Genomic DNA, 21,410 nt, shown 5'->3' with positions numbered 1-21,410 from the left:
ATGAAAAAATTCTTCCTGATTCCGTTGTTTGCTGCGTTGTTTTCGTTTATCAGCGTGGGCGCATCGGCGCAAACCGTCGACAGCAGCGCACCCGACGTGCTGATCAAAACCGTCACCCAGCAGGTGATGGACGCCGTGCGCAACGACAAGTCGATCCAGCAGGGCGACATTTCGCACATCACGGCGCTCGTCAACGAAAAGATTCTGCCGTACACCGATTTCCGCCGCACCACGCAACTCGCGATGGGCCGCAACTGGCGCACCGCCACGCCCGAGCAGCAGAACCAGGTGGTCGAGCAGTTCAAGATGCTGCTGATCCGCACGTATTCGGGCGCGCTTGCTCAGGTGCGCGACCAGCAGATCCAGTACAAGCCGTTCCGCATGAACCCGGACGACACCGACACGGTGGTGCGCTCGGTCGTGATGAACAACGGTCAGCCGATCGAACTCGACTACCGCCTGTACAAGACGCCGCAAGGCTGGCGCGTCTATGACATCAACGTGCTCGGCGCGTGGCTGATCCAGGCGTATCAGCAGCAGTTCAACGAGCAGATCCAGCAGAAGGGCGTGGACGGGCTGATCCAGTTCCTCACGCAGCGCAATCAGCAGCTCGCCGCGGGCAAGCAGTCGTGAGCGAAGTGCTGAACCCTGTCGCGAACCGCTTCGAAAGCGGCGCGACGCTGACCCACGAGAGCGCGAAGGCCGCGCTCGCGGCGGGTTTGCAACGCATCGCCGCGGGTGCGGGCGGCGTCGATTGCGCACCGCTCGCGCAATTCGATTCGTCCGCGCTTGCCGTGCTGCTCGCCTGGGTGCGCGCGGCAGCGGCGCGCGGCGCCAAGTTTGAAATCGTCAATCTGCCGGCTGGTCTCGCCAGTCTCGCGCAAGCCTACGGCGTCGATACCCTGTTGTCGGCGCGACATTGACGCTCCCCTAGCGTCGTCTCCAATCCTTCCGGCGAGGCCGGGGGTGCCAGTTTTTGCCCTATAATCAAACGTTTTTTGGGGCTCTGAATTGGCCCCTAATCGGCCTCAAATCCGTTTCTTCCAGCATTTGCTTGCCCCCAAAGTTCTATCGGGGCTACTTTAGGCGCCGCGACGCATACGGCCCACAGTCATGTCAGCCATAGAAATTCGTAACGTCAAGAAGCGCTACAAGGACTTGCAGGCGCTCAAGGGCGTCAGCCTCACGGTCGAAGAAGGCGAGTTTTTCGGACTGCTCGGTCCGAACGGCGCGGGCAAGACGACGCTCATCAGCATTCTCGCGGGTCTCGCGCGCGCCGACGAAGGCAGCATCGCGGTGCGCGGCCACGACGTTGTCGGCGATTTCCGCAACGCGCGCCGCGCGCTCGGCGTGGTGCCGCAGGAACTGGTGTTCGATCCGTTCTTTACCGTGCGCGAAACCTTGCGCATCCAGTCGGGCTACTACGGTTTGCGCAACAACGACGCGTGGATCGACGAGATCATGGCGAATCTCGACCTCACCGACAAAGCCGACGCGAACATGCGCGCGCTCTCGGGTGGCATGAAGCGCCGCGTGCTGGTCGCGCAGGCGCTCGTGCACCGGCCGCCGGTGATCGTGCTCGACGAGCCGACTGCGGGCGTCGACGTCGAGTTGCGTCAAACGCTGTGGAAGTTCATCTCGCGCCTGAATCGCGAAGGTCACACGATCGTGCTGACCACGCACTATCTCGAAGAAGCCGAATCGCTATGCGACCGCATCGCGATGCTGCGTCGCGGCGAGGTGGTCGCGCTCGATCGCACGAGCACGCTTTTGCAACGCTTCGCCGGCATGCAGTTGTTCGTGCGCTTCGCGCAGGGCGTGCTGCCCGCCGAGCTGCGTCCGCTCGAAGCGGAAAGCGGCACGGGCAACGGCAGCGGCCGCCAGCATCTGCTGCGTCTCACGAGCTATGACGACGTGGAGCGCATTCTCGCGCAATGCCGCGCGGCGGGTTGTACATTCGAGGAAATCGAGGTCCGCAAGGCCGACCTCGAAGACGTGTTCGTTCAGGTAATGAACGGTCCGGAAGTGATCGAGGGGCTTGCATGAGCGGCTACAGTGGATTTAGCACGCTGTTTTACAAAGAACTGCTGCGTTTCTGGAAGGTGTCGTTCCAGACCGTGCTTGCGCCGGTCATCACCGCGCTGCTCTATCTGACCATTTTCGGTCATGCGTTGCGCGGCCACGTGCAGGTTTATCCAGGCGTCGAGTACACCAGCTTCCTGATTCCGGGCCTCGTGATGATGAGCGTGCTGCAGAACGCGTTCGCGAACAGTTCTTCTTCGCTGATTCAGTCGAAGATCACCGGCAATCTCGTGTTCGTGCTGCTGCCGCCGCTGTCGCACTACGAAATGTTCGCGGCTTACGTGCTCGCGGCCGTCGCGCGCGGCCTTTGTGTCGGCTTCGGCGTATTCATCGTGACGATCTGGTTCGTGCCGGTCAGCTTCAGCGCGCCGCTCTACATCATTCTCTTCGCGATGTTCGGCGCGGCGATTCTCGGCACGCTCGGCCTGATCGCCGGCATCTGGGCCGAGAAATTCGACCAGCTCGCCGCGTTCCAGAACTTCCTCATCATGCCGCTCACGTTCCTCTCGGGCGTGTTCTACTCGACGCATACGCTGCCGCCGGTGTGGCGCGAAGTGTCGCGGCTCAATCCTTTTTTCTACATGATCGACGGCTTTCGCTATGGCTTCTTCGGGATGTCGGATATCGACCCGCTCGTGAGCCTCGCGATCGTCGCCGGTTTCTTCGTGGTGCTGGCTGTGGTCGCGATGCGCATGCTCGCCACCGGCTACAAGCTGCGCCACTGACGAGGAGCATCTCTCATGTTGCCGACTCCCGAACAGGTCAGGCAGTACATAGCGGCTGGGCTCGCGTGCGAGCATCTCGAAGTCGAAGGCGACGGTCAGCATTTCTTTGCGACGATCGTCTCGCCGAGCTTCGAAGGCAAGCGCCTGATCCAGCGTCATCAACTCGTGTATGCGGCGCTCGGCGACCGCATGCGCGAAGAAATCCACGCGCTCAGCATGAAGACGCTGACGCCCGCCGAATGGCAGAACGCGTAATCTGGAAATTTAGTGCGAATTACTCAGGAAGGGCGCGACTCCGCTAGCGGCGCGCCGAACACAGTCAAGGCAGGCCCGGGCGAGACCCAGGCCGATCAGGAACCGACAGGCATGGATAAACTCATCATTGAAGGTGGCTACCCGCTCTCCGGTGAAGTTGTCGTCTCGGGTGCGAAGAACGCGGCATTGCCGATCCTGTGCGCGGGTCTGCTGAGCGCCGAGCCGGTGCATCTGGAGAACGTGCCCGATCTGCAGGACGTGCGCACGATGCTCAAGCTGCTCGGCCAGATGGGCGTGCGCATCGAAGCGGGCGAAGGGCGCGTGGCGCTCGACGCGTCGAAGGTCGACAACCTCGTCGCGCCGTACGAGATGGTGAAGACCATGCGCGCGTCGATTCTCGTGCTCGGTCCGCTCGTCGCGCGCTTCGGTCATGCGCGCGTGTCGCTGCCGGGCGGCTGCGCGATCGGCGCGCGTCCGGTCGATCAGCACATCAAGGGTCTGCAGGCGATGGGCGCCGAGATCACGATCGAGCACGGCTTCATCGAAGCGCGCGCGAAGCGTCTGAAGGGCGCGCGCATCGTCACCGACATGATTACCGTGACCGGCACCGAGAACCTGCTGATGGCGGCGGTGCTGGCCGAGGGCGAAACGGTCATCGAGAACGCCGCGCGCGAACCGGAAGTGGTCGACCTCGCGCATCTGCTCGTCGCGATGGGCGCGCAGATCGAAGGCATCGGCACGGACCGTCTCGTGATCCAGGGTGTCGACAAGCTGCACGGCGCGAAGCACACGGTGATTCCGGACCGCATCGAAGCGGGCACGTTCCTGTGCGCGGTCGCGGCGGCCGGCGGCGACGTGACGCTGCGCAAGATGCGTCCGCTGCTGCTCGAAGCCGTGACCGAAAAACTGCGCGAAGCGGGCGTCACGGTCGAGGAAGGCGAGGACTGGATGCGCGTGCGCATGGACAGGCGTCCGGCCGCGGTCACGTTCCGCACCTCCGAATATCCGGCGTTCCCGACCGACATGCAGGCGCAGTTCATGGCGCTCAACGCGATCGCCGATGGCACCTCGCAGGTCGTCGAAACGATCTTCGAGAACCGCTTCATGCACGTGCAGGAACTGAACCGCCTCGGCGCGAGCATCACGATCGACGGCAACACCGCGCTCGTGAGCGGCGTCGAGAAGCTGTCCGGCGCGAAGGTGATGGCGACCGATCTGCGCGCGTCCGCGAGTCTCGTGATCGCCGCGCTGCGCGCGGAAGGCGAAACGCTGATCGACCGCATCTATCACCTCGATCGCGGCTACGACCGCATGGAAGCCAAGCTCAACGCGATCGGCGCGAAGGTGCGCCGCGTGTCCGGGAGCGAGGCATGAGTTCGATGCCGCAAACGTCGTCGTCGCCGGCAGTGAGCGCCCCGCTCACGCTCGCGTTGTCGAAAGGGCGTATCTTCGAGGAAACGCTGCCGCTGCTCGCGGCGGCCGGCATCGAAGTCGCGGAAGACCCGGAAACGTCGCGCAAGCTGATTCTGCCGACCACCGACCCGAAGCTGCGCGTCATCATCGTGCGCGCGACCGACGTGCCGACCTATGTCGAGTACGGCGCGGCCGACTTCGGCGTGGCCGGCAAGGACGTGCTGCTCGAGCATGGCGGCAGCGGCCTGTATCAGCCGGTCGATCTGGACATTGCGCGTTGCCGCATGTCGGTCGCGGTGGCAGCGGGTTTCGATTATGCGAACGCGGTGCGCCAGGGCGCCCGCCTGCGTGTCGCGACCAAGTACGTTGAAACCGCACGCGAGCATTTTGCCGCCAAGGGCGTCCACGTCGACCTGATCAAGCTGTACGGTTCGATGGAACTGGCGCCGCTCGTCGGCCTGGCCGACGCGATCGTCGACCTGGTCAGTTCGGGCAATACGCTGCGCGCGAACAATCTTGTCGAGGTGGAGGAGATCATGCAGATTTCGTCGCGCCTCGTCGTGAACCAGGCGGCGCTGAAGCTCAAGCGCGCTGCGTTGCGGCCGATTCTCGACGCGTTTGCCAGCGCGTCGTCGAAAGCCGGCGTCACGGCGGCCTGACTGATAACGGCAGTGTGACCACGCTGCGGCAGTGCGCCTTACCGAAACGGATACCTGTATGTCTATCAAGATTCGCAAACTCGATTCCACCGCTCCCGGCTTCCAGAAGTCGCTGCACGCGGTGCTCGCGTTCGAGGCGAGCGAAGACGAAGCCATCGAGCGCTCGGTCGCCGAGATTCTGAACGACGTGAAAGCGCGTGGCGACGAAGCGGTGCTCGAATACACGAACCGCTTCGACCGGCTCGGCGCGCAGAGCGTCGCCGGGCTCGAACTGCCGATGTCGGAGCTCGAAGCGGCGCTCGAAAGCCTCGAGCCGAAGCGGCGCGCATCGCTCGAAGCGGCGGCGGCGCGCGTGCGCGGCTACCACGAGAAGCAGAAGATCGAGTGCGGCAGCCATAGCTGGCAATACACCGAGGCCGACGGCACGGTCCTCGGGCAGAAGGTCACGCCGCTCGATCGCGCGGGTATCTATGTGCCGGGCGGCAAGGCCGCGTATCCGTCGTCGGTGCTGATGAACGCGATTCCGGCGCGCGTCGCCGGTGTGCGCGAGATCGTGATGGTCGTGCCGACGCCGGACGGCGTGAAAAATCCGCTCGTGCTGGCCGCGGCGCTGCTGGGCGGCGTGGACCGCGTGTTCACGATCGGCGGCGCGCAGGCAGTGGCTGCGCTCGCGTACGGCACGCAGACCGTGCCCGCGGTCGACAAGATCTGCGGCCCCGGTAACGCGTACGTCGCGTCGGCGAAACGCCGCGTGTTCGGCACGGTCGGTATCGACATGATCGCGGGGCCGTCGGAAATCCTCGTGCTGTGCGACGGCACTACCGACCCGCGCTGGGTCGCGATGGACCTGTTCTCGCAGGCCGAGCACGACGAACTCGCGCAGTCGATCCTGTTGTGCCCGGACGATGCGTTCATCGCGCGCGTCCATGAGGCAATCGAAGAACTGCTGCCCGCCATGCCGCGCCATGCAGTGATCCGCACGTCGCTCGAAAACCGCGGCGCGCTGGTCAAGGTGCGCGACATGACGGAAGCCTGTGCGATCGCCAACGACATCGCGCCGGAACACCTCGAAATCTCGGCGCTCGAACCGCACCAGTGGGCCCAGCAGATCCGCCACGCGGGCGCGATCTTCCTTGGCCGCTACACGAGCGAAAGCCTCGGCGACTACTGCGCGGGACCGAATCACGTGCTGCCTACGTCGCGCACCGCGCGGTTCTCGTCGCCGCTCGGCGTCTATGATTTCTTCAAGCGTTCGAGCCTGATCGAAGTCAGCGCGGAAGGCGCGCAGACGCTCGGCGAGATCGCCGCCGAACTCGCATACGGCGAAGGCCTGCAAGCGCATGCGCGCAGCGCCGAATACCGGATGCGGCAGAACAGCAGCGAACGCGGCTGAGACGAATGACCGGCAGCAGCGGCGCGCGGCGGCGCTGAGCCGGAAATGGACGACGCGGAAGAGAACGGAAGCGACGGATCGCGCCCCTTCGCCCGTTCAATAACGACAATAGAGACCAACCAGTGCGGCCCTGCGCCGCCGATGCCGGACCTGCAATCTCCGCACGGCCCGGCCCATGAACCTATGACGACACCTCAAGACATCATCCGTAACGATGTGCTCGCGATGACGAGCTACCCGGTTCCGGACGCTACCGGCTTCATCAAGCTCGACGCGATGGAAAACCCGTTTCCGCTGCCGCCGGAGCTCGCCGCGCATCTCGGCGAGCATCTCGCCGGCGTCGCGCTGAACCGCTATCCGGCGCCGCGCCCGGAAGCGCTGATCGAACGGATCCGCCAGGTGATGGGCGTGCCGGCCGGCTGCGACGTGCTGCTCGGCAACGGCTCGGATGAAATCATCAGCGTCATGTCGGTCGCGTGCGCGCGGCCGGGCGCGAAGGTGCTCGCGCCGGTGCCGGGTTTCGTCATGTATCAGATGTCGGCGAAGCTGGCGCATCTGGAATTCGTCGGCGTGCCGCTCAAGCCCGACTTCACGCTCGACACCGAGGCGATGCTCGCGGCGATCGCCGAGCACAAACCGGCGATCGTCTATCTCGCGTATCCGAACAACCCGACCGGCACGCTCTTCGACGACGCCGACATGGAGCGCATCATCGCCGCGGCGAAGCAGAGCCTCGTCGTGATCGACGAGGCGTATCAGCCGTTCGCGCAGAAGAGCTGGCTGCCGCGCGCCGATCAGTTCGACAACGTCGTCGTGATGCGCACGGTGTCCAAGCTCGGCCTCGCCGGCATCCGTCTCGGCTATCTGGTCGGCAGGCCCGCATGGCTGACCGAATTCGACAAGGTGCGCCCGCCCTACAACACCAACGTGCTGACTCAAGCCGCCGCCGGTTTTCTGCTCGACCACGTCGGCGTGCTCGACGCGCAGGCCGCGCAATTGCGCGAGGAGCGCACGAAACTCGCGCAGGCGGTGGCCGCCCTGCCGGGCGCCGAAGTGTTCCCGAGCGCCGGCAACTTCCTGCTGGTGCGCGTGCCCGATGCGTCGGTGCTGTTCGAAACGCTGCTCACGGCGCGGGTTCTGATCAAAAACGTGAGTAAAATGCATCCATTGCTGGTCAATTGCGTGCGTTTGACCGTCGGTTCGCCGGCGGAAAACGCCCAGTTGCTCGCCGGGCTGAAGCTCGTGCTGCGCTGATCGGCGGCACCAGGGGACCCCACTGAGTGACCCCACCGAGCGATTCGCCGTTTTTTCCATCCCACACTACTAGCGCTTTCTAGCCAGATTCGAGGAATTACCATGCGCCTTGCGGAAGTCGTTCGCAACACCAGCGAAACGCAGATCCGTGTGAAGATCAACCTGGACGGCACCGGTCAGCAGAAGCTGGCGACCGGCGTGCCGTTTCTGGACCACATGCTCGACCAGATCGCCCGTCACGGTCTGTTCGACCTCGAGATCGAGGCGCATGGCGACCTGCATATCGACGACCACCATACGGTCGAAGACACCGGCATCACGCTTGGCCAGGCCGTCGCGAAGGCGATCGGCGATCGCAAGGGCATTCGCCGCTACGGTCATTCCTACGTGCCGCTCGACGAAGCGCTGTCGCGCGTCGTGATCGATTTTTCCGGCCGTCCGGGCCTCGAATTCCATGTGCCGTTCACGCGCGCACGTATCGGCACGTTCGACGTCGATCTGTCGATCGAATTTTTCCGCGGCTTCGTGAATCACGCCGGCGTGACGCTGCACATCGACAACCTGCGCGGCATCAACGCGCATCATCAGCTCGAAACGGTGTTCAAGGCATTCGGCCGCGCGCTGCGCATGGCCGTCGAGCTCGACGAACGCGCGGCTGGGCAGATTCCGTCGACCAAGGGCAGCCTCTAACAGGTTTCATCGCCTCCAACGTCTTTAGGCCACTCACCTTCGAGCGATTCCCGCGAGCGACTCATCGGGCAGGACCGCGCGAGCCGGCACCGTCGTTCGACGCCGCGCATCCGCGCCGACCGGTTGAAGGCAAAGCGGCCAAACTTGAAATGAAAACTTCGATAGCGATTGTGGATTACGGAATGGGCAACCTGCGTTCGGTGGCCCAGGCTTTGCGCAAAGCCGCGCCGGAAGCGGACGTGGCGATCGTCGAGCGGCCCGAAGCGATCCGCGCGGCCGACCGCGTGGTGCTGCCCGGCCAGGGCGCGATGCCCGACTGCATGCGCAGTCTCGGCGATTCCGGCCTGCAGGAGGCGGTCGTCGAGGCGTCGCGCAGCAAGCCGCTGATGGGCGTGTGCGTCGGCGAGCAGATGCTGTTCGACTGGAGCGCCGAGGGCGACACGCGGGGCCTGGGTCTGTTGCCCGGCAAGGTGGTGCGCTTCGAGCTCGAAGGCCAGATGCAGGACGACGGCTCGCGCTTCAAGGTCCCGCAGATGGGCTGGAACCGCGTGCGCCAGGCGCAGCCGCATCCGCTGTGGGACGGTGTCGCCGACAACGCGTTCTTCTACTTCGTGCACAGCTATTACGTGGTGCCGGACAATCCCGCGCATACGTCGGGTGAGACGGTCTACGGCGTGCCCTTTACCTCGGCAGTAGCGCGGGATAACATCTTCGCCACCCAATTCCACCCGGAAAAGAGCGCAGAGGCGGGCTTGCGCGTGTATCGCAACTTCGTGCACTGGAACCCGTGAACGCTCTTCTTCATCCCGTTGCCGCGTGCAAGAGACGCGGCGCCGCGGTTTCGCTTCAGGCCGGCGCCCCACGGGAACGCCGAAAGAGTTGTACTAAACTAGCGAAACGGCGTTCGGACGGACTGGCCCGCCAGCCGCTGCCGCCGACCTTCAACCCATTCCCTGACAACACCCGATTGCTATGCTGCTGATTCCCGCCATCGACCTGAAAGACGGTCAGTGTGTACGCCTGAAACAAGGCGATATGGACCAGGCGACGATTTTTTCCGAGGAACCGGCGGCAATGGCCCGACATTGGGTCGACCGCGGCGCGCGCCGTTTGCATCTGGTCGATCTGAATGGCGCATTTGCCGGCAAGCCGAAGAACGGCGACGCAATCCGGGCGATCATCGAGGAAGTGGCCGGCGAGATTCCGGTGCAGCTGGGCGGCGGCATCCGTGACCTGAACACGATCGAGCGCTATCTCGACGATGGGCTGTCGTACGTGATCATCGGCACGGCGGCAGTGAAGAACCCCGGCTTTTTGCAGGACGCGTGCACCGCGTTCGGCGGTCACATCATCGTCGGGCTCGACGCGAAAGACGGCAAGGTCGCCACCGACGGCTGGAGCAAGCTGACCGGCCACGAAGTGGCCGACCTCGCGCGCAAGTTCGAGGACTACGGCTGCGAGTCGATCATCTACACCGACATCGGCCGCGACGGCATGCTGCAAGGCGTCAACATCGAAGCAACGGTGCGCCTCGCGCGCGCGGTGAAGATTCCGGTGATCGCGAGCGGCGGCCTGTCGAACCTTTCCGACATCGAATCGCTGTGCGAAGTCGAAGACGAGGGTATCGAAGGCGTGATCTGCGGCCGTGCGATCTATTCGGGCGACCTCGACTTCACGGCGGCGCAAACGCTCGCCGACCGGCTGCGCGAATCGGACGACGCTTAAACGCGCGTCGGCGTTGCCCGGCGGCTGCGCGCGACGGGCGGGTTGCGCTGGGCTGCGGCGCAAGCCACTGGCGCAGCGCTTGTACCGGGTTGCAGCGCTCGCTTGAACGCCGGCTGGCCCGCAGCGCACGTCGCACGATCATGCACCCGGGACCGCGCCGGCTTCCGGCCAGCTTCCGGGCGGCATCCCACTCGCGGCGCGACGCACCAGGTCGCGCCGGCACCGTGCCGCTTGCCTGCAAGCAAGCGGCCTCATCAGCGGTATTGGCAGAATTGCACGATCATGGCTCTAGCTAAACGCATCATTCCCTGTCTCGACGTCACCGCGGGCCGCGTGGTCAAGGGCGTCAACTTCGTCGAACTGCGCGACGCAGGCGACCCGGTCGAAATCGCGCGCCGCTACGACGACCAGGGCGCCGACGAACTCACCTTCCTCGACATCACCGCGACCTCGGATCAGCGCGATCTGATCCTGCCGATCATCGAGGCGGTCGCCTCGCAGGTGTTCATTCCGCTGACGGTCGGCGGCGGCGTGCGCGCCGTCGAAGACGTGCGGCGCCTGCTCAACGCGGGTGCGGACAAGATCAGCATGAACTCGTCGGCGGTCGCGAATCCGCAGCTCGTCAAAGACGCCACCGACAAATACGGCTCGCAGTGCATCGTCGTCGCGATCGACGCGAAGCGCGTGTCGGCCGACGGCGAGCCGCCGCGCTGGGAAGTATTCACGCACGGCGGGCGCAAGGCCACGGGCCTCGAAGTGGTCGAATGGGCGCGCAAGATGGCCGAACTCGGCGCGGGCGAAATCCTGCTGACCAGCATGGACCGCGACGGCACCAAGAGCGGCTTCGATCTCGCGCTGACGCGCGCGGTCTCGGACGCGGTGCCGGTGTCGGTGATCGCTTCGGGCGGCGTCGGCAATCTGCAGCATCTCGCCGACGGCATCAAGGACGGTCATGCGGACGCGGTGCTCGCCGCGAGCATCTTCCATTACGGTGAACACACGGTCGGCGAGGCCAAGCGCTTCATGGCCGATCAGGGCATTTCGGTGAGGTTGTGACGTGACGAATCCCTCGGCAGTCAACTGGCTCGACAAGGTCAAGTGGGACGCGAACGGCCTCGTGCCGGTGATCGCGCAGGAGGCGTCGACGAACGACGTGCTGATGTTCGCGTGGATGAACCGCGAAGCCCTGGCGAAGACCGTGGAAACGGGCCGCGCGGTGTATTTCTCGCGATCGCGTCAGCGCCTGTGGTTCAAGGGCGAAGAGTCCGGCCACGTGCAGCACGTGCATGAAGTGCGGCTCGATTGCGACGAGGACGTCGTGCTGCTGAAGGTCGAGCAGGTGTCGGGCATCGCGTGTCACACCGGGCGCCACTCGTGCTTTTTCCAGAAATTCGAAGGCTCGGTCGAAGACGGCGGCTGGCAGGCCGTCGATCCCGTGCTGAAAGACCCCGAACACATCTACAAATGACGCAATCCACGCAAAACCCGCCCACGGACGCCTCGACGACCGCATCGACGACCGACACGCTGCTGCGTCTCGCGGCGGTGATCGACAGCCGCAAGGGCGGCGATCCGGATATCTCCTACGTGTCGCGCCTGTTTCACAAGGGCGACGATGCGGTGCTCAAGAAAATCGGCGAAGAAGCCACTGAAGTCGTGCTCGCCGCGAAGGATGTGCGCCACGGCGGCGCGCCGAAGTCGCTGGTCGGCGAAGTCGCGGACTTGTGGTTTCACTGCCTCGTGATGCTGTCGCATTTCGATCTGAGCCCGGCCGACGTGCTCGCCGAGCTCGAGCGCCGCGAGGGCCTGTCGGGCATCGAGGAAAAGGCGCTGCGCAAAAGCCGCGAGCGCGAGCAGAACGGCGACTGAGTGGCAAGTGAGTGGCAACTTGAGTGGCAACCGGGCAGCAACTGAGTGGCGTTTGCGCGTGGCAACTGAGCGGCAAGCGCGTAGCAAAACCGGGTGCTTCGGCTTGAAGTCGCGAGCACCGGCGCCCATATCGCGGTAAACGCACCTTCGGGAGGACGCAAGCATGGAACAGTCGCAAGGAAGCTATCCGCCGCCGGTTTACCGCAACGCGTTGGAGCCGGAACGCGAGCGCAGCCTGCGCACGCTCACGCACGTGCTGTACGCGCTGTATGCGGTCCACTGGCTGACCGGCGGCCTGACCATTCTGATCGCGATCATCATCAACTACGTCAAGCGGTCGGACGTGGCCGGCACGCCGTACGAAGCGCACTTCGAATGGCAGATCCGCACGTTCTGGCTGGGCCTCGTCGGCTACACGATCGGCGCGTTGCTGCTGCTCGTCGTGATCGGCATTCCGGTGCTGTGGGCCGTCAGCATCTGGATGTTGTACCGTATTATCAAAGGCTGGCTGTATCTGTACGATAACAAGCCGTTCGCGAATCCGCGCGGCTGGGTCTGAGCGACGTCCGGCCCGTTCGTCGGGCCGGTTTTCGGCTCGGATCTCGCCGCGTGAGCTTCGCGCTCCAGTCATACCGCGTCAGGAATACGATGAGTCACGATTCGAACTGTCTTTTCTGCAAGATCGCCGCCGGCGAAATCCCGTCGACCAAAGTCCATGAAGACGACGAGTTCGTCGCCTTTCGCGACATCCGTCCGGCCGCCGAAACGCATGTGCTGGTGATCCCGCGCAAGCACATCGCGACGCTGTCGAATTGCACCGAAAACGACGCGCCTCTGCTTGGTAGAATGCTTGTGTTGACGGCGCGTCTGGCCGGGCAACTGGGCGTTGCCTATACCGGCGGCGAAACGGGTTTTCGCACGGTCATCAACACCGGTCCGGGCGGAGGTCAGGAGGTGTATCACCTGCACGCGCATATTCTCGCGGGACCGCGCCCCTGGCAACGCATGGGTTGAGCGGTCCGCGCGGCTCATAGTGGCGCGATGATTCGCGATCACGAGCCGCGGCGAGTTTTGGTCGAGGACAATGGCGCGGCCGTTGTTTTTACCGCGGTGTAATAACGTCGACGCGATCATCCGGTCACAATGACGAAGGTGGTGTCGCCGGGTGAATCGCAACGGCATGCGGTAACGTAGAGCCGGAGCGGCAGACGGAAGCGGTAGAGACGAAGCGCCCGCGCTTCAGGTTACGCCACAAGGCGCATGAAATTTGCCGCACTGCATCGTGGTGCGGTGTCGGGGTTAAGGAGAGTTGTCATGGGTTCGTTGAGCATTTGGCATTGGCTGATCGTGTTGTTGATCGTGGCGCTCGTGTTCGGCACGAAGAAGCTGCGCAACATCGGTACCGATCTGGGCGGCGCGGTGAAGGGCTTCAAGGAAGGCATGAAAGAAGCCGAAACGTCAGCCGACGGACAGCAGCAGCGCGAGCTGCCGCGCAACGGCGCAGTGGACGTCGACGCGAAGGAAAAGACGCCGCATTCGAGCGACTATCGCTAAACCGCGGCGTTTCCGCCGTTCCCGCGTTACTGACGGACATTCCACTTCATGCTGGACCTCGGTCTAACCAAGATGGCGCTGATCGGCGTCGTCGCGCTGGTCGTCCTCGGGCCTGAGCGCCTGCCGCGTGTCGCTCGCACGGCCGGCGCGCTGTTCGGCCGCGCGCAGCGGTATATCAACGACGTGAAGGCCGAGGTCACGCGCGAAATCGAGCTGGACGAACTGCGGCGCATGAAAACCGAGTTCGAGAAGGCTGCGAGCAATGTCGAAAGCACGGTTCAGGACAATCTGCGCAAGCACGAGAACGAACTGAACGAAGCGTGGAAGAGCGGCACGTCCGTGTCGCCGAGCATCGCCGGCGGCGCGCTCGAAGACGCCGGCAGCGGCGCCTCGGGCACCACGTCGTGGCCGACCAGCACGCCGGCCGCCAATCCCAAACGCAAGAACTGGCGCGTCAAGCAGAGCGCCACGCCCACCTGGTACAAGCGTGCAAGCCTGCGCCGCACGCGCGTGCAGTCGGGCGCCGCGCGCGTCGCGCGGCATACGCCCGCCAGCCTGCGTCGTCCGACGCGGTTCTTCTGATGATCAGAACGACAATCCCTAACCGAGGGCCGGTGTGAGCGACCCCCAGCAATCCCAGAACGAAGGCGCCGAAGAGACCTTCATTTCCCACCTCGTCGAATTGCGCGACCGCATCATTCGCGCGGGCCTTGCCGTCATCGTGGTGTTCATCGGGCTCGTGTATTGGGCGCCGGACATTTTCCGGCTGCTCGCGCGTCCGTTGATGATGAACCTGCCCAAGGACGGCAAGATGATCGTCACCGACGTCACCGGCTCGTTCTTCGTGCCGATGAAAGTGACGATGCTGGTCGCCTTCGTGATCGCGCTGCCGGTCGTGCTGTATCAGATCTGGGCGTTCGTCGCTCCCGGGCTCTATCAGCACGAGAAGAAACTGGTCGCGCCGCTGGTGGCGAGCAGCTACACGCTGTTCCTGTGCGGTATGGCGTTCGCGTACTTCGTCGTGTTTCCGACCATCTTCCGCGTGATGGCGCACTACAACGCGCCGCTCGGCGCGGAGATGACGACCGATATCGACAATTACCTGAGCTTCGTGCTGACGATGTTCATCGCGTTCGGCGTGACGTTCGAGGTGCCGATCGTCGTCGTGCTGCTGGTGCGCATGAACATCATCACGCTGAAGAAGCTCAAGGAGATCCGTCCGTATGTGATCGTCGGCGCGTTCGTGGTGTCGGCCGTCGTGACGCCGCCGGACGTGTTCTCGCAACTGATCCTCGCGGTTCCGCTGATCGTGCTGTACGAGGCGGGCATCATTGCGGCGCGGGTGTTCGTCGGCAAGCAGCCGGCGGCGGTGGCCGAAGACGCGAGTCCGCCGTCGAGCTGAGAGCTGGCGCGGCGCGCGAATCGAATCGCGGTTTTGCGCCTCACGCGGGCTTGGGGAGCTATTCGTGGCGTCCTGCTTCGCCCCGCCGTGCCTCGCCCGCCCGCAGGTGTCGATCCTCAACCGCCATCATCATCCGACTGATCGCCGCCGTTGTCGTCTTCCGCCTGCTTCGGCGGCGGCGGGCGTTTGCCGATCGTCACGGCGAGATCGATCTGACGGCCCTTGCGCACCAGATGCACTTTCGCCGAGGTGCCCGGCTTGATCTGCGCGATCACGTTGAGCAAACGCGTGGTGTCGGTGATCTCCTGGTCGTTCACGCTCACCAGGATGTCGCCGGGCTTGATGCCCGCGCGATCCGCCGGGCCGCTCTTCAATACGCCTGCGACGATCGCGCCCGACTTCTGTGCGAGCCCGAACGACTCCGCGATTTCCGGCGTCACGTCCTGCGGCTCGACGCCGATCCAGCCGCGCGTGACCGTGCCGGTTGTGATGATGCTCTCGAGCACGCTGCGCGCGGTCGACACGGGAATCGCGAAGCCGATGCCGAGCGAGCCGCCCGAGCGCGAATAGATCGCGGTGTTGATGCCGAGCAGATTGCCGTTCACGTCGACGAGCGCGCCGCCCGAGTTGCCCGGGTTGATCGCCGCGTCGGTCTGGATGAAGTTCTCGAACGTATTGATGCCGAGATGGTTGCGCCCCAGCGCGCTGACGATGCCCATCGTCACCGTCTGGCCGACGCCGAACGGATTGCCGATCGCGAGCACGACGTCGCCGACGTGCGTCTGGTCCATGCGGCCGAGCGTGATGGTGGGCAGGTTGGTCAGGTTGACCTTGAGCACGGCCAGATCGGTTTCCGGATCGATGCCGATTACCTTGGCGCTGGTGGTGCGGCCGTCGGCGAGCGCGACTTCGATCTGATCGGCACCGTCGACGACGTGCTGGTTCGTTAGAATGTAACCTTCCGAACTCACTATCACCCCTGAGCCGAGGTTCGAGGCGGGCTGCTCCTGCTGCTTGCGATTGTTGTTCTTGTCGCCGAAGAAGTAGTGGAACAGCGGGTCTTTCGCGCGCGGGTCGGGAGGCAGTGAGCCATCCTTGCTGGAGAACACATTGACAACCGCGGGCATGGCTTTTTGCGCTGCATCCGCGTACGACGCCTCGGCATGGCCGCTGCTAATGCCCGGCGCCACTTCCCGCAGCGCGACGATCGGTTCGGCGAGTTGCCTGCCGAACTGCCCTTGACGCTGCAGCCACTGCGGTTTGAGGGTCGCAATGATGAACATTAGCGCCAACAGCACAGTCACCGCTTGGGCAAATAACAGCCAAAAGCGTCTAAGCATCTGAAGACTAGAGGTTTATATGGATCGGATTGAACTTGAATTGTACTTGAACAATCTCCTTGAAACCGCGCGCTTCAAGGACTATTGCCCGAACGGATTGCAGGTCGAGGGGCGCCGCCGCATCAACAAGCTCGCGACCGGCGTGACCGCCTCGGTGGCCTTTCTGGAGGCCGCGCTCGACTGGGGCGCGGACGCCGTGCTGGTTCATCACGGCTACTTCTGGCGCAACGAGGCGCCGCAGATCACCGGCCGCAAGCATGCGCGCCTGCGGCTGCTGCTCGCCAACGACCTGAACCTGTTCGCCTACCATCTGCCGCTCGACGACCACCCCGAATTCGGCAACAACGCGCAGATCGGCGCGAAGATGGGCTGGATCAGCGACGCGCGCTTCGGCGAGAACGATCTCGGCTGGCTCGCCACGCTGCCGATGCCGATCACGCTCTCGCACCTCACCGCCGAAATCGAGCAGACGCTCGGGCGCTCGCCGCTCGTATTCGGCGATCCGGATCGCGAGTTGCGCCGCGTCGGCTGGTGCACGGGTGCCGCCCAGAGCATGTTCAGCGCGGCGATCGACGCGGGCGCGGACGTCTACGTGACCGGCGAGGTGTCGGAGTCGGTCATGCACACGGCGGCGGAGAGCGGCGTCGCGTTTCTCGCGGCCGGCCACCACGCGACCGAGCGTTTCGGTGTGCAGGCGGTGGGCAAGCATCTGTCCGAGTCGTTCGATATCGAACACCTCTTTATCGATATCCCCAACCCGGTTTAATTGCGAATTGCATTAACGAAGAAGAGGGCATGAATATCGCAGAAGGCGCTTAAAAGGAGGTGCGGAAAAGTTGCTGTTTCCGTACGGAGAAACCCTGATTTATCAAGGGCTTCGCACGGTTTTTGGCAGACGGCCCTTGTAAATGGCGACTCCATTCGCGCAAACTAGCGGCGGTAGAAGCGACGTGAAGGAAAAATCCAACTCAGAGGTGGGGCGTGTGATGCGAGACAAAGAAGATGAACGCGTCGATGGCAGCCGCCGTAACTGGCTGGTAGCGACGACCGTAGCAAGCGGCATAGGAGGAGTTGCCGTTGTCGTACCCTTTGTTAGTTCGTTTGCACCATCCGAAAGGGCTAAGGCCGCAGGTGCTCCGGTCGAAGCCGATATCAGCAATCTCAAGCCCGGCGACATGATGACCGTCGCCTGGCGCGGCAAGCCGGTGTGGATCATCAACCGTACGGACCGGATGCTCGCCGACGTCCAGAAAGCGGACAGCATGGTAGCGGACCCCCACTCGCTGAACCCCTTCTCGATGCCGTTGCCGGAGTACTGCAACAACGAATTCCGCTCGCGCGCGGAGAACAAGCATCTGCTCGTCGCCGTCGCCGTTTGCACGCATCTGGGCTGCACGCCGACGCCGCGCTTCCAGGAAGGCCCGCAGCCCAATCTCCCCGACGACTGGCCCGGCGGCTTTCTGTGTCCTTGTCACGGCTCGACCTACGACATGGCCGGGCGAGTCTTCAAGAACAAACCCGCCCCGCAGAACCTCGACATCCCGCGCTTCATGTTCACGTCGGCGACGGGTCTCGTGATCGGCAAGGACGAGAAAGGAGAAGCGTAATGGCGAGCGACCATGAAGTAGAGACGACCGGGCTGGCTGGTTGGATCGACCAGCGCTTCCCGATGACTTCCACGTGGAAGAAGCACGTTTCCGAGTACTACGCGCCGAAGAACTTCAACTTCTGGTACTTCTTCGGTTCGCTCGCGTTGCTGGTGCTGGTCAACCAGATCGTCACCGGCATCTTCCTCACGATGAACTACAAGCCCGACGCGACGCTCGCGTTTTCGTCGGTCGAGTACATCATGCGCGAGGTGCCGTGGGGCTGGCTGATCCGCTACATGCACTCCACGGGCGCGTCGATGTTTTTCGTGGTCGTGTATCTGCATATGTTCCGCGGGCTCATGTACGGCTCGTACCGCAAGCCGCGCGAGCTCGTGTGGATCTTCGGCTGCCTGATCTTCCTGTGCCTGATGGCCGAGGCGTTCTTCGGCTACCTGCTGCCGTGGGGCCAGATGTCGTTCTGGGGCGCACAGGTGATCGTGAACCTGTTCTCCGCGATTCCGTTCATCGGCCCGGATCTGTCGCTGTGGATTCGCGGCGACTACGTGGTCTCGGACGTCACGCTGAACCGCTTCTTCGCGTTTCATGTGATCGCGATTCCGCTGGTGCTGATCGGCCTCGTGATCGCGCACCTCGTGGCGCTGCACGAAGTCGGTTCGAACAATCCGGACGGCATCGAGATCAAGGCGAAGAAGGGCCCGGACGGCGTGCCGCTCGACGGCATTCCGTTCCACCCGTACTACTCGGTGCACGACTTCATGGGCGTGACGATCTTCCTGCTGATCTTCGCGGCGATCATCTTCTTCGCGCCGGAAATGGGCGGGTACTTCCTTGAAGCCAACAACTTCGTTCCCGCGAATCCGCTGCAAACGCCGCCTGAAATTGCGCCGGTGTGGTACTTCACCGCTTTTTATGCGATGCTGCGCGCGACCACCGACCCGTTCAAGATCGTGCTGATGATCGTCGTCGGGCTGCTCGGGCTGCTGGCCCTGGTGCGGGCGCGCGGCAAGTGGAAGCTCGGTCTGCCGGTGCTCGCGGTGCTGGTGATTCTGGCGATGGCATTTACCGAATCGAAGTTCTGGGGCGTCGTGGTGATGGGCAGCGCGGTGATTTCGCTGTTCTTCCTGCCGTGGCTCGACCGCTCGCCGGTCAGGTCGATCCGCTACCGGCCGTTATTCCACAAGGTGTTCTACGGGATCTTCGTGGTTGCGTTCCTGACGCTGGGCTTCCTCGGCACGAAACCGCCGTCGCCTGCGTCGACGCTGATCGCCCAGATCTGTGCGCTGATCTACTTCGCGTTTTTCCTCGGCATGCCGTTCTGGACGCGGCTTGGCACGTTCAAGCAGCCGCCCGAGCGGGTGCGGTTCAAGCCTCACTAATCGCGAGCCAGGAGAACACGAAGATGAAAAAACTGCTTTCGATGTGCGCGCTGGTCGGCGCGACAGTGTTCGCGCTGCTCGCCGCTCCGGTCCACGCCGACGAGAATTTCCCGCTCGACCGCGCGCCGGACAACACGAACAATTTCGCTTCTTTGCAGCGCGGTGCGCAATTGTTTGTAAACTACTGCCTGAATTGCCACAGCGCGAACCTGATGCGCTACAACCGGCTCACCGATCTCGGCCTTACGCCGAGTGAGATCCAGGCCAACCTGCTGTTCACTACCGACAAGGTCGGCAACACGATGACCGTGGCGATGCGCCCGGACGACGCGAAAGCGTGGTTCGGCGCGACGCCGCCGGATCTTTCGGTGGAAGCGCGGGCACGCGGCAAGGACTGGCTGTACACGTATCTGCGCACGTTCTATCGCGACGATACGCGACCGACCGGCTGGAATAATCTCGTGTACGAGAACGTGAGCATGCCTCACGTGTTGTGGCAGCTTCAGGGGCAGCGCGCGGCGAAATTCGGCGACGAAACCGACGAAAAAACCGGCGAAACGGTACACAAATTCCTCGGCTTCCAGCAGCTCACTCCGGGGACGATGTCGCCGGTAGATTATGATTCTGCTGTGGCCGACCTCGTGTCGTACCTGTCATGGATGTCCGAACCGACGCAGCAAACCCGCAAGCAGCTTGGCGTGTGGGTGCTGTTGTTCCTCGGAATCCTGAGCTTTTTCGCCTGGCGACTGAACGCCGCGTACTGGAAACATATCAAATAATCACGCCGCTACACGGCGTGGGGCCGGCGCCAGGAAAAACCTGCTGAACGGTTTTTCCGCGCGCTGGCCCTTCAGCTTTTTGAGGAAATGTAAATATGATGGTTCTGTATTCCGGCACTACTTGCCCGTTCTCCCAGCGTTGCCGGCTGGTGTTGTTCGAAAAGGGCATGGACTTCGAGATCCGCGACGTCGACCTGTTCAACAAGCCGGAAGACATCGCCGTGATGAATCCGTATGGTCAAGTGCCGATCCTCGTCGAACGGGACCTGATTCTGTACGAATCGAACATCATCAACGAGTACATCGACGAGCGCTTCCCGCACCCGCAACTGATGCCGGCCGACCCGGTGCAGCGTGCGCGCGCGCGCCTGTTCCTGCTGAACTTCGAAAAGGAACTGTTCGTTCACGTCGGCACGCTCGAAAACGAAAAGGGCAAGGCCGCCGAGAAGAATCACGAAAAAGCGCGCCTCGCGATCCGCGATCGCCTGACGCAGCTCGCGCCGATCTTCCTGAAGAACAAGTACATGCTCGGCGAAGAGTTTTCGATGCTCGACGTCGCGATCGCGCCGCTCCTGTGGCGTCTCGACCACTACGGCATCGAATTGTCGAAGAATGCCGCGCCGCTGATGAAGTACGCCGAGCGCATTTTCAGCCGCCCGGCTTATATCGAAGCGCTGACGCCTTCGGAAAAGGTGATGCGCCGTTGAGTTTGGCTTTGGCGCGCGGGCGCCGCATCGCTGATGCGCGCCCGCGCCCGCAAGAGGACTGTTGATGCAAGAGATTTCCACGAAGCCTTATCTGCTGCGCGCGCTCTACGAGTGGTGCACGGATAACGGCTACACACCGCACATCGCGGTGCGGGTCGACAATCAGACGCGCGTGCCGCGTCAGTTTGTGCGTGACAACGAGATCGTGCTGAACATCAGCTTCGAGGCGACGAGCCAGTTGCAGATGGGCAACGAGTGGGTCGAGTTCAACGCGCGCTTCTCCGGCAAGTCGCACAAGATTGAGGTGCCGGTCGCCAACATTCTCGCGATCTACGCGCGCGAAAACGGCCAGGGCATGGCGTTCCCGGTCGAATCGGCGGGCGGCGAGGCGCAGGATTCGGGTGCGGACGCAGCGGATGAGCCCGAAGTGCCGGCCGCGCCGCGCGCGGTCGAGACGTCGCCGGCCGATCCGGAGACGGCAAAGACGGACAGCGCGACGGACAGGCCGCAGCCCGACGACGACGGGTCGAAAGGCGGCGGCAGGGCTCGCCTTAAGATCGTGAAATGAAGTAGAATC

Annotated in this window: 27 protein-coding genes; 26 read left to right on the top strand and 1 reads right to left on the bottom strand. The window is 63.6% G+C overall.

Translation table 11 applies throughout. The features are described from left to right. From B9Z01_RS29960 to tatC, 20 genes are all read left to right on the top strand, one after another. On the top strand, positions 1-633 hold the full coding sequence (locus tag B9Z01_RS29960) for an MlaC/ttg2D family ABC transporter substrate-binding protein (protein ID WP_085489190.1): 633 nt from the start codon (positions 1-3) through the stop codon (positions 631-633). Further along, positions 630-923, top strand: coding sequence for an STAS domain-containing protein (locus B9Z01_RS29955; RefSeq protein WP_085489189.1), 294 nt, complete (start codon positions 630-632; stop codon positions 921-923). The genes B9Z01_RS29960 and B9Z01_RS29955 overlap by 4 nt, the downstream gene beginning before the upstream one ends. Positions 924-1,113: 190 nt before the next feature. Next, a complete protein-coding gene (locus tag B9Z01_RS29950; protein ID WP_085489188.1) occupies positions 1,114-2,046 on the top strand; it encodes an ABC transporter ATP-binding protein in 933 nt (310 codons plus the stop codon). Continuing rightward, the gene (locus B9Z01_RS29945) at positions 2,043-2,807 is read left to right on the top strand and encodes an ABC transporter permease (protein ID WP_085489187.1); all 765 of its coding nucleotides are present in this window, start codon (positions 2,043-2,045) and stop codon (positions 2,805-2,807) included. The genes B9Z01_RS29950 and B9Z01_RS29945 overlap by 4 nt, the downstream gene beginning before the upstream one ends. Before the next feature lie 15 nt (positions 2,808-2,822). Beyond that, entirely contained in the window at positions 2,823-3,062 is a 240-nt protein-coding gene (locus B9Z01_RS29940; protein WP_085489186.1) for a BolA family protein, read from the top strand. Positions 3,063-3,074: 12 nt separating this feature from the next. Then, entirely contained in the window at positions 3,075-4,436 is a 1,362-nt protein-coding gene (gene murA, locus B9Z01_RS29935; protein WP_420814737.1) for a UDP-N-acetylglucosamine 1-carboxyvinyltransferase, read from the top strand. Next, the gene (gene hisG, locus B9Z01_RS29930; protein WP_085489184.1) at positions 4,433-5,134 is read left to right on the top strand and encodes an ATP phosphoribosyltransferase; all 702 of its coding nucleotides are present in this window, start codon (positions 4,433-4,435) and stop codon (positions 5,132-5,134) included. Before murA ends, hisG begins: the two co-directional genes overlap by 4 nt. Before the next feature lie 58 nt (positions 5,135-5,192). Beyond that, the gene (hisD, locus tag B9Z01_RS29925; protein ID WP_085489183.1) at positions 5,193-6,527 is read left to right on the top strand and encodes a histidinol dehydrogenase; all 1,335 of its coding nucleotides are present in this window, start codon (positions 5,193-5,195) and stop codon (positions 6,525-6,527) included. Between the two features lie 183 nt (positions 6,528-6,710). Beyond that, positions 6,711-7,781 carry a histidinol-phosphate transaminase gene (gene hisC / locus B9Z01_RS29920; RefSeq protein WP_085489182.1) on the top strand — a complete coding sequence of 357 codons (1,071 nt, stop codon included), beginning with the start codon at positions 6,711-6,713 and terminating at the stop codon, positions 7,779-7,781. A 102-nt stretch (positions 7,782-7,883) separates the two neighbouring features. Continuing rightward, on the top strand, positions 7,884-8,471 hold the full coding sequence (gene hisB, locus B9Z01_RS29915) for an imidazoleglycerol-phosphate dehydratase HisB (protein ID WP_013090696.1): 588 nt from the start codon (positions 7,884-7,886) through the stop codon (positions 8,469-8,471). A gap of 149 nt (positions 8,472-8,620) precedes the next feature. Next, positions 8,621-9,262 (top strand): imidazole glycerol phosphate synthase subunit HisH, encoded by a 642-nt coding sequence (gene hisH / locus B9Z01_RS29910; protein ID WP_085489181.1) that lies wholly within the window; start codon positions 8,621-8,623, stop codon positions 9,260-9,262. Between the two features lie 181 nt (positions 9,263-9,443). Beyond that, complete coding sequence (hisA, locus tag B9Z01_RS29905) at positions 9,444-10,196, top strand: 1-(5-phosphoribosyl)-5-[(5-phosphoribosylamino)methylideneamino]imidazole-4-carboxamide isomerase (protein ID WP_085489180.1); 753 nt, start codon at positions 9,444-9,446, stop codon at positions 10,194-10,196. A gap of 282 nt (positions 10,197-10,478) precedes the next feature. After that, a complete protein-coding gene (gene hisF, locus B9Z01_RS29900; RefSeq protein WP_085489179.1) occupies positions 10,479-11,252 on the top strand; it encodes an imidazole glycerol phosphate synthase subunit HisF in 774 nt (257 codons plus the stop codon). Between the two features lies 1 nt (position 11,253). Beyond that, positions 11,254-11,664, top strand: a complete 411-nt coding sequence (gene hisI / locus B9Z01_RS29895) for a phosphoribosyl-AMP cyclohydrolase (RefSeq protein ID WP_085489178.1) — start codon at positions 11,254-11,256, stop codon at positions 11,662-11,664. Beyond that, a complete protein-coding gene (locus tag B9Z01_RS29890) occupies positions 11,661-12,065 on the top strand; it encodes a phosphoribosyl-ATP diphosphatase (RefSeq protein ID WP_085489177.1) in 405 nt (134 codons plus the stop codon). The genes hisI and B9Z01_RS29890 overlap by 4 nt, the downstream gene beginning before the upstream one ends. Before the next feature lie 163 nt (positions 12,066-12,228). Then, a complete protein-coding gene (locus tag B9Z01_RS29885) occupies positions 12,229-12,624 on the top strand; it encodes a DUF4870 family protein (protein ID WP_085489176.1) in 396 nt (131 codons plus the stop codon). Positions 12,625-12,713: 89 nt separating this feature from the next. Then, positions 12,714-13,079 carry a histidine triad nucleotide-binding protein gene (locus B9Z01_RS29880; RefSeq protein WP_085489175.1) on the top strand — a complete coding sequence of 122 codons (366 nt, stop codon included), beginning with the start codon at positions 12,714-12,716 and terminating at the stop codon, positions 13,077-13,079. 300 nt (positions 13,080-13,379) lie between these two features. Continuing rightward, a complete protein-coding gene (gene tatA / locus B9Z01_RS29875) occupies positions 13,380-13,619 on the top strand; it encodes a Sec-independent protein translocase subunit TatA (RefSeq protein WP_085489174.1) in 240 nt (79 codons plus the stop codon). A 48-nt stretch (positions 13,620-13,667) separates the two neighbouring features. Further along, entirely contained in the window at positions 13,668-14,201 is a 534-nt protein-coding gene (gene tatB, locus B9Z01_RS29870; protein WP_085489173.1) for a Sec-independent protein translocase protein TatB, read from the top strand. Between the two features lie 34 nt (positions 14,202-14,235). Then, a complete protein-coding gene (tatC, locus tag B9Z01_RS29865; protein WP_085489172.1) occupies positions 14,236-15,021 on the top strand; it encodes a twin-arginine translocase subunit TatC in 786 nt (261 codons plus the stop codon). Between the two features lie 116 nt (positions 15,022-15,137). Here tatC and B9Z01_RS29860 read toward each other — a convergent pair whose 3' ends face one another. Continuing rightward, positions 15,138-16,361 carry a Do family serine endopeptidase gene (locus B9Z01_RS29860; RefSeq protein ID WP_085489171.1) on the bottom strand — a complete coding sequence of 408 codons (1,224 nt, stop codon included), beginning with the start codon at positions 16,359-16,361 and terminating at the stop codon, positions 15,138-15,140. A 19-nt stretch (positions 16,362-16,380) separates the two neighbouring features. Between B9Z01_RS29860 and B9Z01_RS29855 the strand changes: the two genes are divergently transcribed. The 6 genes from B9Z01_RS29855 to B9Z01_RS29830 all read left to right on the top strand — a co-directional run bounded on the left by B9Z01_RS29855 (position 16,381) and on the right by B9Z01_RS29830 (position 21,401). Continuing rightward, positions 16,381-17,127, top strand: coding sequence for a Nif3-like dinuclear metal center hexameric protein (locus B9Z01_RS29855; protein ID WP_085489170.1), 747 nt, complete (start codon positions 16,381-16,383; stop codon positions 17,125-17,127). Positions 17,128-17,347: 220 nt separating this feature from the next. Continuing rightward, entirely contained in the window at positions 17,348-17,968 is a 621-nt protein-coding gene (gene petA / locus B9Z01_RS29850; RefSeq protein ID WP_085489169.1) for a ubiquinol-cytochrome c reductase iron-sulfur subunit, read from the top strand. Continuing rightward, positions 17,968-19,347, top strand: a complete 1,380-nt coding sequence (locus B9Z01_RS29845) for a cytochrome b (RefSeq protein ID WP_085489168.1) — start codon at positions 17,968-17,970, stop codon at positions 19,345-19,347. Before petA ends, B9Z01_RS29845 begins: the two co-directional genes overlap by 1 nt. Before the next feature lie 23 nt (positions 19,348-19,370). Next, positions 19,371-20,126, top strand: coding sequence for a cytochrome c1 (locus tag B9Z01_RS29840; protein ID WP_085489167.1), 756 nt, complete (start codon positions 19,371-19,373; stop codon positions 20,124-20,126). Positions 20,127-20,221: 95 nt separating this feature from the next. Then, on the top strand, positions 20,222-20,833 hold the full coding sequence (locus B9Z01_RS29835) for a glutathione S-transferase N-terminal domain-containing protein (protein WP_006052302.1): 612 nt from the start codon (positions 20,222-20,224) through the stop codon (positions 20,831-20,833). Positions 20,834-20,897: 64 nt separating this feature from the next. Continuing rightward, positions 20,898-21,401 carry a ClpXP protease specificity-enhancing factor gene (locus B9Z01_RS29830; protein WP_085489166.1) on the top strand — a complete coding sequence of 168 codons (504 nt, stop codon included), beginning with the start codon at positions 20,898-20,900 and terminating at the stop codon, positions 21,399-21,401. Positions 21,402-21,410 lie beyond the last annotated feature (9 nt).

Origin of the sequence: Paraburkholderia susongensis (assembly GCF_900177725.1) — a bacterium.
In the GTDB taxonomy this organism is placed as follows: domain Bacteria; phylum Pseudomonadota; class Gammaproteobacteria; order Burkholderiales; family Burkholderiaceae; genus Paraburkholderia; species Paraburkholderia susongensis.
This window is presented reverse-complemented; position numbering and strand designations above follow the sequence as displayed.